Below are 13,746 nucleotides of genomic sequence, written 5' to 3' on the forward strand. Positions count from 1 at the left end.
AACGTCCCAAAATGGGACGTTTTTTATTATGCGTATTGCCGTTTTTTCTTAATAAGCAACAAAACTTGTGACACACAAGCTAGTACTGGTAACTCAATCAATGGTCCAATAACGAGTGCAAGTGCGATAAGAGGTTCGTCTGGAAAAGCGGTTACAGCGATAGCGAGTGCAACAGGTGAGTTTCTTGCTAACGTTGTTAAGCTTAGACTTACTGTATCTTTGTAAGATAAATGCATCATGCGCCCGATAAATTGTCCTAGTAAAAAATTAATGATGAAGAACAATAGAACAGGAACGAGTAATAATAAAACAACATTCATATTTTGTAGTAAATATTTACCTTGTGATGCAAACATCGCTACTATTGCTAAACTTAAAAATACAATTTGAGCAGAGCTGAAAAACGGAATGAGTTTATTCTCGAGAGTTTCAGCTTTTTTCATTTTATTCATAATGAACTTTGTAGCGTGTGCAAGTATAAATGGTAAGACGATTACGATAACAATACTTTCTACTAAAACAGAAATCGCTACAGTTTTCATGACACCAGCAAATAAAAATAAATAAATGGGAAGGAGTAGAACTTGCAAAATTAAATTTACAGGTAAAATTGCAGTAGAAAGTGCTACATTACCTTTCGCTATTTCAGTAAAGATTAAGTACCAATCTGTACATGGAGTAACCATTAACATTATAAATCCAACCCAAAGTGCTGGATGATCGGAAAGAAATAGTGCTCCTAACCCCCAAGCGAGTAAAGGTGTCCATAAGAAGTTAATAGTAAGACTTGTTCCAGCAAATTTTAAATTGCGAAATCCGTTTTTTATTTCTTTTAATGGAATGCTGAGGAATAATCCATATAGCATGAAAAATAAGAAGGGGACAATAAATTTGTCTGAATACGTATGTATCATATTAAATTGTCCGAGTACGATGCCGCATGTAACAGCAAAAAGAATAATAAAAGTTTGAATCTTTTCTATAGTGCTCATGAATAAATCCTTTCTATATATGAATTTTCCTCTCTAAGTTTATTATACAAGTAATAAAGATGTATTTGGTGTTCAATTGTATCTCGCTTAATATTTTTAAGTCGAGATTTTATTTTTTATTAAAAGTTACTTGACTAAAGTAAGTGGCTATATTACAATCACTTACATAAGGTAATTAAATAACAAAAAGTTACAATGGCGTAACTTAAGGTATCTATTGGAACTTTTTCTTAGAATAAGAATTTTTATGATGATGAATAATGAATATGAAAAGAAAGATTAGGTGAAGAAAATGGGACTATTTAGCTCATTATTTGGTAAAAAAGAAGAAAATAAGAATGTAGAGGGGAATAAAAAAATGTCAAAAGTATTATTTGTAAAAGCAAACGATCGTCCAGCGGAGCAAGCAGTTAGTTCAAAAATGTATGAAACATTTGTAAGTACTTATAAAGAAGCAAATCCAAATACAGAAATTACGGAATTAGATTTATTTGCATTAGATCTTCCTTATTACGGAAATATCGCGATTTCAGGTGGATATAAACGTAGCCAAGGTATGGAGTTAACAGCTGAAGAGGAGAAGGCAGTTGCTACAGTAGATCAATATTTAAATCAGTTTTTAGAAGCTGATAAGGTTGTATTTGCATTCCCATTATGGAACTTTACAGTACCAGCACCATTAATCACATATATTTCATACTTATCTCAAGCTGGAAAAACGTTTAAATATACAGCAAATGGCCCAGAAGGTTTAGTTGGTGGTAAGAAAGTAGTTGTGTTAGGTGCTCGTGGTTCAGATTACTCTTCAGAACAAATGGCTCCTATGGAAATGGCAGTTAATTACGTAACAACTGTACTTGGATTCTGGGGAATTACAAATCCAGAGACAGTTGTAATTGAAGGACACAATCAATATCCAGATCGTTCACAACAAATTGTTGAAGAAGGTCTAGAAAACGTTAAAAAAGTAGCAGCGAAATTTTAATTTATGATAGTAAATGGAAAAACCAACATGGATGACCGTGTTGGTTTTTTAGTCTATTTTTCATGTTAAAAAATGTATATTTATAAAATAAAAGAAAAGTTCGAAAATAGTATTGCAAAATATTATATAGCAAACTATAATGAGTTCAAGAATAGTTGATACTTAAATTAAATATTCAGAAAATTCAATTAGTTAAAATTGGAAAATGAGATAAGGAAATTTGAATGGGGGTTATATTATGGCGAATAAAGTACCGTTTTCGTTCATAGTAGTTATTGGATTAATGTTATTTGCACTATTTTTTGGAGCAGGAAATTTAATTTTCCCAGCGATGCTTGGTCAATCAGCAGGAGAGAATGTATGGATTGCTAACGCTGGATTTTTAGTAACTGGTGTTGGATTACCATTACTAGGTGTACTAGCATTTGGTTTTTCAGGTAAAGATGATTTACAGTCATTAGCAAGTCGTGCTCACCCAGTGTTCGGGATTGTATTTACAACAGTTTTATACTTAGCGATCGGTCCATTATTTGCAATACCGAGAACAGGAAATGTATCTTATGAAATTGGTCTTAAGCCGTTTATGCCAGAGGGAGTAGGTTCTACACCTTTAATTCTTTTCACAATTATATTCTTTAGCATCACTTGTTTTTTTTCGCTAAATCCCGCGAAAATTGTCGATATTGTTGGAAAAATTTTAACGCCAATTAAGTTGACTTTCATCGGTATTTTAGTAATCGTTGCTTTTATACATCCGATTGGAGATATGCAAGCACCAGTGGAAGCTTATACATCACATGCATTCTTTAAAGGATTCCAAGAAGGATACTTAACGATGGATACGCTTGCATCATTCGTATTCGGGATTATCATCATCAATGCTATTAAAGAAAAAGGTGCGAAAACGAAAACACAAATTATGGTCGTTTGTGCAAAAGCGACAATAATTGCAGCATCTATTTTAGCAATTATCTATACAGCTCTTTCTTATATGGGTGCTTCAAGTGTTGCAAAGCTTGGACATTTAGAAAACGGCGGAGAAGTATTAGCGAAAGTTTCTAACTACTATTTCGGATCATATGGCGGAGTATTATTAGGATTAATGATTACAGTAGCTTGTTTAACAACTAGTGTGGGACTTGTATCAGCATGTTCTTCATTCTTCCATAAGTTATTCCCAAATGTTCCTTACAAAGCAATTGCAATCACGCTATGTGTATTTAGTGCAATTGTTGCAAACGTAGGATTAACACAGTTAATCGCAGTTTCTGTTCCAGTATTAACAGCAATTTATCCACTAGCAATCGTATTGATTTTCTTAACATTCTTCCATTCATTATTCAAAGGAAGAGCTGAAGTTTATCAAGTGAGCTTAATCGTAACATTTATCATCAGCTTATTCGATGGATTAAGTGCAGCTGGAGTTAACATTGAAGTAGTAAGCCAAGTGTTCACTAAATTCCTTCCGATGCAGGAAGTAGGATTAGGCTGGATCTTCCCAGCGATTATCGGTGGATTTATCGGATATGGCATTAGCGTTGTAAAAGCAAAAAATCAAGTTCAACCAGCAACTAGAGCGGATAAGAAAATAGGTTAAATAAAAAGTTATAGAACTTGTTCTATAACTTTTTTGTTACTATTAATAATGAGAAAAAATAAAGTAGTAGGGGAAATAAAATGAAAAAAACAATTGATCATATCGGAATCGCAGTTCGTGATATAGATAGTACCATACGTTTTTATGAACAGGTTCTATCAGGAGAATTAATAGATCGTTACGTAAGTGAGGCACCAGGTGTAGAAAGCGAAGTAGCCATTCTTGAAGTGGATGGAGATAGAATTGAATTACTTGCGCCGACAAATAACACCACTTCACCAATTGCCCGATTTATAAAACAAAAAGGTAAAGGTGTACATCATGTTGCGTATCGTGTCGATGATTTAGATGTGGCTCTAGAAGAGTTAAAAGAACAAGGTATTCGGACATTAGAGCATACACTACGCATTAATAAGCACGGTAGAAGGTTAATTTATCTTAACCCAGCGGATACTGAAGGAACGATTATCGAGTATTGTGATTATCCGGAAGAGAAATAGAAGAGGGATATTTTTTAAAGGTGTTACGTAATAACGTAATACCTTTTTATTTATGTATTTCACATTTTCTTCACAAATGATTCACGATAACTTTTCTTCTTTGATAACTTACATAAATATATTTTATGATATAATAACAATCGGCTTTAAAAATGTAAGTTGTATCTATCGTGATAGTTACTATTATATTAGAAGTTTATATTTAATCAGGTTAATATTTCGCCCGAGAATCAAACTTCGGAAGTTAAAGTAATGAAAATAGAGCAATGAGGAAGAAAGAAGTGAAATGAGTGTGAAAGTAATGAGAAGATTAGGGACATGGCTATTACTTGTGTGTGTGCTTATCATATTGATACCGCAAAGTGCATCTGCTCATGCGTACGTTGTGAAATCAAACCCTACTGAAAATGAAACATTGAAGAAAGCACCATCTGTTGTAAAAATCGAATTCGATGAGGACATACAAGTTTCAAGTTTTAATACATTGTACGTGAGAGATACATCAGGTAAAAGGGTCGATTTAAAAGATGCTCATATTGATAAAAAAAATAAAAAGCTATTAGAAGCTGGATTAAAAGACAATCTCAAAAATGGTCTTTACTCTATTCAGTGGAAAGTGATTTCAGCTGATGGACATCCAATTCAAGGAGTTATCCCGTTCCGGGTTGGATTAGCGGAAGCGGAAACAGACGATATACAAGTGGAAGAGATGGGCTACGTCCCACAAATCGATATGATTATGGAACGTGGAATTTTATATACAAGTTTCTCACTATTTATAGGAGTGCTATTCTTTAATCTTATTATGTATAAAGGCAATGCAACCTCGGTTCGATCAAGGAGTAAGAACATAATATGGATCTCTTTATTTGGGATATTGATTAGCTTGTTATTCAATCTACCACTGCAAGCGAAAATAAATGCTGATGTTTCATGGCTAGAAGCATTCAATCCTTTACTATTAAAAGAAACATTACAGCTTTCTGTTTTTGGTTATGTATGGATTACTCAAATGGTTCTCATTAGTACGCTTATAATTGTTACGTATTTTGCGGTGAAGCATGAGAAGTTTTCGTCGTTTAAAGTATGGAGTATTCCAATACTATTGTTTATAGGGCTACTTGTTATGAAGGCCTTTAATAGTCACGCATACGGTTTAAAGTTTAAAGACATTGCTGTCGTTATGGATTTTCTACATTTATTAGCAGCTTCATTATGGGTTGGTGGTTTATCATCTATTATTCTTCTTTTATGTAAAGAGGATAATAAGTGGCATATGTATTGGGATATGATTAAGCGTTTTTCACCGTGGGCAACAGGTGCTGTCATTGTGATTTTAATAACAGGCCTTTTTAATAGTACATTTTTTATTCCAACAATCCACTCGTTATTTGATACGAAGTATGGATTGGCTTTATTAGCAAAGATACTATTATTTATTTTCATGGGGATATTGGGAATTATTCATTATGTGAAAGGGAGAATAAGAGCGCAGCAAGGATTAGGAGCTACGGTGAAAGTAGAGTTTGTCATTGGAATTATCATTTTCGTAATCGTAGCTTTTATGACAAACGTACAAACACCACCGATGCCTCCTACTGGACCATTTACAGAGAGTAAGCAATTAGATAATGGATATGAACTTACGCTAAATGTAAGTCCGAATAAGGTAGGACAAAATAAATTCCATATTACACTAAAGGACGAAAAGGGACAGCCTGTTACTGATATGGAACAAATGATATTGACGACTCAATCATTAGATATGAACATGGGAAAAGGTTCATTTAAAGTTTCAGTAGTTTCACTAGGAGAATATGAAGCAGAAGGTATGTATATTAATATGACAGGAAACTGGAATATACATGTTCATGGATTAACAAAATCTCTTGATAGTTTCGATACAGATTTTAAATTTATTGTAGGTGGCAGATAAAATTTTACCAATCATGCTGCTAGCGAGTAGCAGGATAAACAGATGTTATAGATGAAAAGGAGTAAATAGAAAATGAAACGTATAAAAAAATTAGGAACAACAATGATCGCAACAATTATTGCAATGGGAATGTTTTCGTTACCTGTTAGTGCGCACGTCACTGTAAAACCAGCAACTTCTGACGTTGGTTCTTGGGAGACTTATACGATAAAAGTACCAGTTGAAAAAAATGTAGCAACGACAAAAGTTACACTGAAAATACCGTCTGGAGTGGAGTTCCAACAGTATGAACCAGTGCCAGGATGGAAAGTTGAGGAGCAAAAAGATAATGCCGGAAAAGTTAAAACTGTAGTATGGGAAGCGACAGGAGAAGGAATTTTAACAGGTCAGTTCCAGCGATTTACTTTCGTCGCTAAAAATCCGGATAAAGAGCAAAAAATAGCTTGGGACGCATATCAACAATATAAAGATGGAGAAATTGTTGAATGGACAGGTGATGAAAAAGCTGAAAAACCGCATTCACTTACTACAATTGCAAAAGGTACGTCATTAACAGGAGAACATGGTGAAGTGTCTAGTGTAGAAAAAAATGAAGGTACTAGTAATATGCAATTGATAGCAATTGTCTTATCTATTTTTGCCATAGTATCGTCGGTAAGTGCGTGTGTTTTTGTAGTACGTCGTAAAAAGTAAGACGTAAGAAAGAGCCTACAAACAGTAGGCTCTTTCTTACGTTTATTTCAATTCAACTTGCTGCCTTACAGCAAGTGTTTTCGGTTTTATATTTACAAAACAAATACTCACAACAATAAATAATAGTCCGATGAATAAGCTAATGGTAATAGCCTCATGTAAGAAAATTGAACTTACAATAATAGCTATTAGTGGAATGAGGAATGTATAAGCCCCAACTTTACTTGCTTCACCAGCTCCAACAAGTGTGAAGTATGCAAGCCACCCCATTGCAATAACAAAGAATGAAATAAAGAGAAGTACGCTAACAAATGGCATACTCCAAGCGATACTAGACCAGCTTTCAAACTCTGAACCAAATCCAATTAAGCAAAGGCCACCAATAATAAGCTGAAGTGTTACCATCCAAATGGCATTAACACGGTGACCAGTCTTCTTAATAAATACTGTGCCAAGTGCCCAGCCGATAGCGCATCCTAACGCGAGAAGGATTCCAATGATAGAAATATGTCCTGTTAAACTGCTAGAGCTAATAACACCTACACCAATAAATCCGAGAACAAGCCCGAAAATTTTCAAGCCGTACATTGATTCTTCAAGCCATATCCACGAGAAAATACCGAGTAAAACTGGTTGTAGAAATACAATGGCGGAAAATAACCCAGCAGGCATATATTGAAGGCCGACAGTTTGTAATCCGTAAAATATAATGATGTTAAGTAAAGAAGAAATAACGTATAAATGCCACGTTTCTTTTAAATGTAACTCTTTGTATTTCGGTAATGCGAACAGGAGTAAAATGAATCCTCCAATTAAAGTTCGAACGCCTGCAAATAAAACAGGTGGTGTATAATGCAGGGCAAACTTTGATAAAGGCCAATTGATTCCCCACATGAAAACGAGAAAGGTAAGGATGATGGCCGTCTTAGTTCGAGAAAGCTGTGTCACTGAAAGACCTCCTTGTTGTTATTCATTTCACTATGATATGATATCGACTGTAATAAATAAAATGAATCTTTTTTATGAGGAGTATAAGTGATTAGTTATGACCATTACACAACTGCAAGTATTAATAAAAACTGTTGAGTTAGGTAGTTTTACGAAAGCTGCCAGGGTATTAAATATGACGCAGCCAGCTGTTAGTCATGCGATTTCAAGTATTGAGTCAGAGTTAGGAGTTACTATTCTTATACGTGATAAACGAAAAGGGCTCCTCGTTACGGATGTAGGAAACAGGATTCTTGTACATATTAGAGAGATTTTGAACGGTGTAGAGAAGATTGAACAAGAAGTTGCGATGGAGAAAGGACACGAAGTTGGGACGATTCGAATTGGTAGTTTTCCGAGTGCTTCTGCACATTTCTTACCCAAAATGATAAACCTTTTTAAGGAGAAGTATCCGAAATTAGAAGTGGTTCTTTGTGAAGGAACGATTAAAGAAGTTGAAGATTGGTTAGTATCGAGGGTTATTGATATAGGAATTGTTATTTTGCCTAATAAAGATATGGAGATTGTTCCATTAACGAAGGGGAAAATGGTTGCTATCTTAAGAGAGGATCATCCTCTCTGTAAGAAGGACTCTATTACAATTAGTGATTTAGAGAATGAACCAATCATATTATGTAAGGGCGGATACGAACCACCTATTATTGATATGTTTAAACAAGCAAACGTACCACTTCGGGCTGAGTATGTAATTTCGACAGTTACTACAGCTTTAAATATGATTCAAGAAGGATTAGGCATTGCAATATTAGCTGAATTATCTTTAACGAATTTACCAAAAAATGTGCAAACGAGAGAATTGGAACCACAAGTATGGAGAGAAATTGCTTTAGCTGTTCCTTCATTAAAGGATTCTTCAATCGCTGTGCAGCTATTTATTGAAGAATTTCAATCGCTATTTGCAGAATAAAAAGAGGTGTCTCATATATCATAATGGGACACTTTTTAATTTACTTATAAAAAATCTATGAAAAGGATTGACTTATTTTTCAGTTGTAACTATAATGATTACATCGAGGTGGTGATTACGATGAAAATTAGTAGCCGCTTTTCCATAGCTGTTCATATTTTATCTATTTTGAAAAACAATCCATCTTCACTTTGTACTTCAGACTATATGGCTGAGAGTGTCAATACAAATCCAGTAGTCATTCGTAAAATCATGTCGTACTTGAAACAAGCTGGCTTTGTTTACGTAAATCGTGGACCGGGTGGCGCGGGATTACTAAAGGATTTACATGAAATCACATTGTTAGATGTGTATCATGCAGTGAACGTAGTCGAAGAAGACAAGCTATTTCATATTCACGAGCAACCAAATCCAGATTGTCCAATTGGGGCGAATATTCAAGCGGTGTTAGAAATTATTTTAATTCAAGCACAATCCGCGATGGAAGAAGTTTTGAGAAATATTACGATGGGGCAGTTGTTTGAAACTTTGCAAGAAAAAATGAATGCTTAAATAATATTTATATTTTTTTATCATTAATGTAACTGATTTGATTACAACGATAAGGTAAGGTGTAAAAGTTATGACTGTAAAAATGAAAGTATACTCAGATTTTATATGTCCGTTTTGTTTTTTAGCAAAAGGTCCATTAGATGAGGTAGCGAAAGAGAAAGATGTAGAGATTGAATGGATGCCATTTGAATTACGTCCAAGTCCATATTCAAAAATAGATCCATGGAATGAACCAGAAAAATTAGGTTCATGGGATGCTTTCATTCTTCCGACAGCGAAGAAATTAGGAATCGATATGCGCTTGCCACGTGTTTCACCGCACCCATATACACATTTAGCTTTCGAAGGATGTCAATTTGCAAAAGAACGTGGACTAGGTAATGAGTATCACCACCGCGTATTCACAGCATTTTTCCAAGAAGAGCAAAACATTGAAGATATTGATGTGTTAACAAAATTAGCGGTAGAAGTAGGACTTCCTGAAGCAGAATTTAAAGATGCTTTAGTAACTCGTAAATATAAGGAAAAACATCAAGAAGCAATTCAGCACGCATATGATGAAGCGAATATTATGGCTGTTCCAACTGTCATGATTGGAGATGAAGTCATTCAAGGGCTTGCTAGTAAAGAAACACTAGAAAGGGTCATTGATAAAGAAATTGAAAAGGATAAAACAAATTCATTTGAAGGTATGCAATGTAATACCGATGGATATTGCTAATTCGCTTGTTATGAAATAACAAAATAAATTATAAAACAAACATTTGGAGGAATTAAAATGTCAGCAACTACAACAAACTTAAAAGAAGCAATCGTGAACCGCCGTTCAATTCGTAAAGTAGCAAAAAACGATGCAATTACGAAAGAAAGAATTGAAGAAGTGTTAAAAACAGCTTTACACGCACCAACATCTTTCAATATGCAAAGTGGTCGTATGGTTGTATTAATGGATGGAGAGCATGAAAAGTTTTGGGATATCGTTAAAGAAACACTAAGAGCACGCGTACCAGCAGAAAACTTTGAAGCGACTGTAGAAAGACTAAAAGGCTTCCATGCAGGTGTAGGAACAGTTCTATTCTTTGAAGATCAAGCAACTGTAGAAAAAATGCAAGAAAATGCCCCATTATATAAAGATCAGTTCCCATTCTGGTCTCATCAAGGAAATGCGATGTTACAACATACTGTGTGGATGCTATTATCTGCTGAAGGAATTGGAGCGTCATTACAACATTACAACCCAATCGTAGATGCTGAAGTGAAAGAAACTTGGAACATTCCGGCAGAGTGGAGCTTAGTAGGTCAAATGCCATTTGGTGAACCAAACGAACAACCAGCAGAAAGAACGTTCTTGCCTACTGAAGATGTAGTGAAATTTTATTAAGAAATACAATATGTAACGAGAAGGAAGCTGTGCTTAAAAACAGCTTCCTTTTTTGTAGTGGTGTTAATTTATGCGCATTTAGGGAAGAAATATAAGAAATAATACGGTGAAAAAGGAAGTGAAAATATGAGTGATGATAAAAAATATACAGTGGTAGGTACTGATGTTGAGGAAGTAAAGCGTTTAAATAAAAATTCAGGGTTAACGTATAATCAAGTGAAAGAAATGTTAGCAAAGCAAATGCAAAAAAAGAAGTAATTAGATTGAAATCTTTCATTTTTTCATTTAGCATTTTGATTGGAGAGAGTTAAGTAAAAGGTAACTCTCTTTTTTGTATAGCTAAGCAACTTATAGAGTGGAGGAAGCAACATGAAGAAATGGGTAAAGGTAACGCTGTCTATCACTGGAGGCATTGTCTTATTAGCGTGTGCTGGTGGATATTACGTGTATAAAAATTATTTTCCAAAGGAACCTGAGCGTATTGTATATGATAAAGAAAGAGTGCTACAACCAATACATAATCAGCTTAAAGGAATCAATATAGAAAATGTAAAGATAAAAGAAAAAGAAGTCGTAAATGCGACTGTAGATGAGCTTCAAAAAATGATTGATGATGGAAAGTTGTCATATGAAGAATTAACGAGTATTTATCTCTTTAGAATACAAGAACATGATCAAAATGGAATAACATTAAATTCTGTTACAGAGATAAATCCTAATGCGATGGAAGAAGCAAGAAAGTTAGATCAAGAGCGGGGTAGAAACAAAAATTCGAATTTATATGGTATTCCTGTCGTTGTAAAAGATAATGTACAGACGGAAAAAGTGATGCCGACTAGTGCAGGAACTTATGTATTAAAAGATTGGATTGCAGATCAAGACGCAACAATTGTGAAGCAGTTGAAAGAAGAAGGAGCATTTGTTTTAGGAAAAGCGAATATGTCTGAGTGGGCGAACTATTTATCTTTTACAATGCCAAGTGGGTATAGCGGGAAGAAAGGACAAAATTTAAACCCGTACGGTCCGATTACATTCGATACTTCAGGATCAAGTTCAGGATCTGCTACAGTAGTTGCAGCAGATTTTGCACCGCTTGCAATTGGAACAGAAACGACGGGATCGATTGTTGCACCCGCGGCGCAGCAATCAGTAGTTGGGTTACGTCCATCTTTAGGTATGGTAAGCAGAACAGGAATTATTCCGTTAGCTGAAACTCTTGATACAGCAGGACCTATGGCAAGAACGGTAAAAGATGCAGCAACATTATTTAATGCAATGATAGGTTATGACGAAAAAGATGTTATGACAGAAAAAATGAAAGATAAAGAAAGAATTGATTATACAAAGGATTTATCGATAGATGGATTAAAAGGGAAAAAGATAGGGCTTCTTTTTTCTGTAGACCAACAAGGTGAAAATAGAAAAGCAGTAGCAGAAAAAATTAGAAAAGACCTTCAAGATGCAGGTGCGATATTAACTGATAATATCCAGTTAAGTGCTGAGGGTGTAGATAATTTGCAAACATTAGAATATGAGTTCAAGCATAATGTAAACGACTATCTTTCACAGCAAAAGAATGTACCGGTAAAATCGTTAGAAGAGATTATAGCGTTTAATAAAAAGGATAGTAAAAGACGAATAAAATACGGACAAACATTAATTGAAGGGTCTGAAAAATCTGTTATAACGAAAGAAGAGTTTGAAAACGTAGTACAAACGAGTCAAGAAAATGCAAGAAAAGAGCTAGATAGGTATTTAGTAGAAAAAGGTTTGGATGCTCTAGTTATGATTAATAACGATGAAGTTCTTCTATCAGCTGTAGCTGGTTATCCGGAATTAGCGGTTCCTGCTGGATATGATAAAAATGGAGAACCAATCGGTGTAGTGTTTGTAGGGAAACAGTTTGGTGAAAAAGAGCTTTTCAATATTGGATATGCGTATGAACAGCAGTCTAAAAATAGAAAATTACCTAGTTTATAAAAGATTATATGAAAAATAACTGGAATCTAACAATATGAAAAGAAAAAAAGGATTCTTCTCAATTAGTAAGAAAGATTGTCTATAGGAGTTCATAAAATGTAATATATTCAATTTCCATCCATTGAAGGGGGAGGTTAATTCTTAATGAATGAAGTAAAGAGTTTTTTTCGAAGTAGAGGGTTTCAACGGTTTCTCGTTTTAATAATAGTAGCGCTTGTATTATACGCATTAAAAAGTATGATTAATTTAATATTAATTACGTTTATACTGACGTTTTTTAATGGATCGATTTCAACGTTTTATTTCAAGAAAATTGAAAGTAAACCGGAAAATTGTTATTGCATGTTTATATATAATATTGGTTTCCTTTATAGGCACAACGTTATATAAATATTTACCTGTGCTGACGATACAAATTTCACAATTAATTTATCAGTTTAAACTATTTTTTCAAAATCCACCTGATAATGAAATCGTTAAATATGCACTTTCGACAATTAATGGGATGGAAGTATCAAAATATATAGAACAAGGTGTAGATGTCATCTATCAATCGATAGCAAATATAGGGAAGGTAAGTTTACAAATATTATTATCTCTAATTTTAAGCTTATTTTTCTTATTAGAAAAAGAGCGTATTATTACATTTACATCTAAGTTTAAAGATAGTAAGTTAAAAATCTTTTATGAGGAAATTGCATATTTTGGTGAAAGATTTGCAAGATCGTTCGGCAAAGTAATTGAGGCTCAGTTTTTAATTGCCGTTGTAAATTGTATTCTTACTGTCATTGCATTAATCGTTTTAGGATTTCCACAGCTACTTGTATTAGCTGTTATGATTTTCTTACTAGGGTTGATTCCTGTTGCAGGTGTGATTATTTCTTTGTTTCCACTTTGTATCATTGCTTACAACGTAGGCGGAGTTATGTACGTAGTATACATACTCGTATTCATAACAGTAATCCATGCTCTTGAAAGTTATTTTTTAAATCCGAAGTTTATGTCTGCAAAAACAAATTTACCAATATTCTACACATTTATGATTCTTATCTTCTCAGAGCATTTCCTCGGAATATGGGGGCTTATTATCGGGATACCAATCTTTATCTTTTTATTAGATGTACTTGATATAAATAATGAGGATGCGACTAAAAAATAAGAAATGATAGAAAATCACTAAAAAGTCATAGGAGATAATGAAAATAAAAAGCAATA

At 34.1% G+C, this 13,746-nt stretch carries 13 protein-coding genes and 1 pseudogene; 12 read left to right on the forward strand and 2 right to left on the reverse strand.

The features are described 5' to 3' along the window. Positions 1 to 26: 26 nt before the first annotated feature. The gene (locus tag HMPREF1014_RS09600; RefSeq protein WP_000103811.1) at positions 27 to 992 is read right to left on the reverse strand and encodes an arsenic resistance protein; all 966 of its coding nucleotides are present in this window, start codon (positions 990 to 992) and stop codon (positions 27 to 29) included. Positions 993 to 1,284: 292 nt separating this feature from the next. On the opposite strand from HMPREF1014_RS09600, the gene HMPREF1014_RS09605 reads away from it, so the two are divergent. From HMPREF1014_RS09605 to HMPREF1014_RS09625, 5 genes are all read left to right on the forward strand, one after another. After that, positions 1,285 to 1,977, forward strand: coding sequence for an FMN-dependent NADH-azoreductase (locus HMPREF1014_RS09605; protein ID WP_000522502.1), 693 nt, complete (start codon positions 1,285 to 1,287; stop codon positions 1,975 to 1,977). Positions 1,978 to 2,215: 238 nt separating this feature from the next. After that, positions 2,216 to 3,574, forward strand: a complete 1,359-nt coding sequence (gene brnQ / locus HMPREF1014_RS09610; protein ID WP_001284785.1) for a branched-chain amino acid transport system II carrier protein — start codon at positions 2,216 to 2,218, stop codon at positions 3,572 to 3,574. A gap of 80 nt (positions 3,575 to 3,654) precedes the next feature. Next, positions 3,655 to 4,074, forward strand: a complete 420-nt coding sequence (locus HMPREF1014_RS09615) for a VOC family protein (protein WP_000750855.1) — start codon at positions 3,655 to 3,657, stop codon at positions 4,072 to 4,074. Between the two features lie 286 nt (positions 4,075 to 4,360). Then, the gene (locus HMPREF1014_RS09620) at positions 4,361 to 6,010 is read left to right on the forward strand and encodes a copper resistance CopC/CopD family protein (RefSeq protein ID WP_000114336.1); all 1,650 of its coding nucleotides are present in this window, start codon (positions 4,361 to 4,363) and stop codon (positions 6,008 to 6,010) included. Between the two features lie 72 nt (positions 6,011 to 6,082). Next, positions 6,083 to 6,703, forward strand: a complete 621-nt coding sequence (locus HMPREF1014_RS09625) for a YcnI family copper-binding membrane protein (RefSeq protein ID WP_000821399.1) — start codon at positions 6,083 to 6,085, stop codon at positions 6,701 to 6,703. Positions 6,704 to 6,745: 42 nt separating this feature from the next. Here HMPREF1014_RS09625 and HMPREF1014_RS09630 read toward each other — a convergent pair whose 3' ends face one another. Next, positions 6,746 to 7,651, reverse strand: coding sequence for a DMT family transporter (locus HMPREF1014_RS09630; RefSeq protein WP_000192805.1), 906 nt, complete (start codon positions 7,649 to 7,651; stop codon positions 6,746 to 6,748). A 97-nt stretch (positions 7,652 to 7,748) separates the two neighbouring features. Between HMPREF1014_RS09630 and HMPREF1014_RS09635 the strand changes: the two genes are divergently transcribed. The 7 genes and pseudogenes from HMPREF1014_RS09635 (at position 7,749) to HMPREF1014_RS09665 (ending at position 13,690) form a co-directional block, all read left to right on the forward strand. Then, a complete protein-coding gene (locus HMPREF1014_RS09635) occupies positions 7,749 to 8,618 on the forward strand; it encodes a LysR family transcriptional regulator (RefSeq protein ID WP_000156771.1) in 870 nt (289 codons plus the stop codon). 120 nt (positions 8,619 to 8,738) lie between these two features. Next, positions 8,739 to 9,170: an Rrf2 family transcriptional regulator gene (locus tag HMPREF1014_RS09640; protein WP_000704073.1), complete on the forward strand. Its 432-nt coding sequence runs from the start codon at positions 8,739 to 8,741 to the stop codon at positions 9,168 to 9,170. A 70-nt stretch (positions 9,171 to 9,240) separates the two neighbouring features. Next, entirely contained in the window at positions 9,241 to 9,891 is a 651-nt protein-coding gene (locus HMPREF1014_RS09645) for a DsbA family oxidoreductase (RefSeq protein ID WP_000216673.1), read from the forward strand. A gap of 57 nt (positions 9,892 to 9,948) precedes the next feature. After that, complete coding sequence (locus HMPREF1014_RS09650) at positions 9,949 to 10,551, forward strand: nitroreductase family protein (protein ID WP_001277011.1); 603 nt, start codon at positions 9,949 to 9,951, stop codon at positions 10,549 to 10,551. A 126-nt stretch (positions 10,552 to 10,677) separates the two neighbouring features. After that, positions 10,678 to 10,809, forward strand: a complete 132-nt coding sequence (locus HMPREF1014_RS32070; protein WP_001278570.1) for a hypothetical protein — start codon at positions 10,678 to 10,680, stop codon at positions 10,807 to 10,809. A gap of 111 nt (positions 10,810 to 10,920) precedes the next feature. Beyond that, positions 10,921 to 12,531: an amidase family protein gene (locus HMPREF1014_RS09660; RefSeq protein WP_000759470.1), complete on the forward strand. Its 1,611-nt coding sequence runs from the start codon at positions 10,921 to 10,923 to the stop codon at positions 12,529 to 12,531. Positions 12,532 to 12,675: 144 nt separating this feature from the next. Further along, positions 12,676 to 13,690 (forward strand): annotated as a pseudogene (locus HMPREF1014_RS09665) (AI-2E family transporter). Positions 13,691 to 13,746: the final 56 nt, after the last annotated feature.

The sequence above is a fragment of the Bacillus sp. 7_6_55CFAA_CT2 genome (genome assembly GCF_000238655.1).
Classification (GTDB): Bacteria; Bacillota; Bacilli; order Bacillales; family Bacillaceae_G; genus Bacillus_A; species Bacillus_A cereus.

Coding starts and splice junctions, on each gene's coding strand:
- HMPREF1014_RS09625 (WP_000821399.1), top strand. CDS start 6,083: ATGAAACGTATAAAAAAATTAGGAACAACAATGATCGCAACAATTATT.
- HMPREF1014_RS09615 (WP_000750855.1), top strand. CDS start 3,655: ATGAAAAAAACAATTGATCATATCGGAATCGCAGTTCGTGATATAGAT.
- HMPREF1014_RS09635 (WP_000156771.1), top strand. CDS start 7,749: ATGACCATTACACAACTGCAAGTATTAATAAAAACTGTTGAGTTAGGT.
- HMPREF1014_RS09650 (WP_001277011.1), top strand. CDS start 9,949: ATGTCAGCAACTACAACAAACTTAAAAGAAGCAATCGTGAACCGCCGT.
- HMPREF1014_RS09600 (WP_000103811.1), bottom strand. CDS start 992: ATGAGCACTATAGAAAAGATTCAAACTTTTATTATTCTTTTTGCTGTT.
- HMPREF1014_RS09605 (WP_000522502.1), top strand. CDS start 1,285: ATGGGACTATTTAGCTCATTATTTGGTAAAAAAGAAGAAAATAAGAAT.
- HMPREF1014_RS09645 (WP_000216673.1), top strand. CDS start 9,241: ATGACTGTAAAAATGAAAGTATACTCAGATTTTATATGTCCGTTTTGT.
- HMPREF1014_RS09640 (WP_000704073.1), top strand. CDS start 8,739: ATGAAAATTAGTAGCCGCTTTTCCATAGCTGTTCATATTTTATCTATT.
- HMPREF1014_RS09660 (WP_000759470.1), top strand. CDS start 10,921: ATGAAGAAATGGGTAAAGGTAACGCTGTCTATCACTGGAGGCATTGTC.
- HMPREF1014_RS32070 (WP_001278570.1), top strand. CDS start 10,678: ATGAGTGATGATAAAAAATATACAGTGGTAGGTACTGATGTTGAGGAA.
- brnQ (WP_001284785.1), top strand. CDS start 2,216: ATGGCGAATAAAGTACCGTTTTCGTTCATAGTAGTTATTGGATTAATG.
- HMPREF1014_RS09620 (WP_000114336.1), top strand. CDS start 4,361: ATGAGTGTGAAAGTAATGAGAAGATTAGGGACATGGCTATTACTTGTG.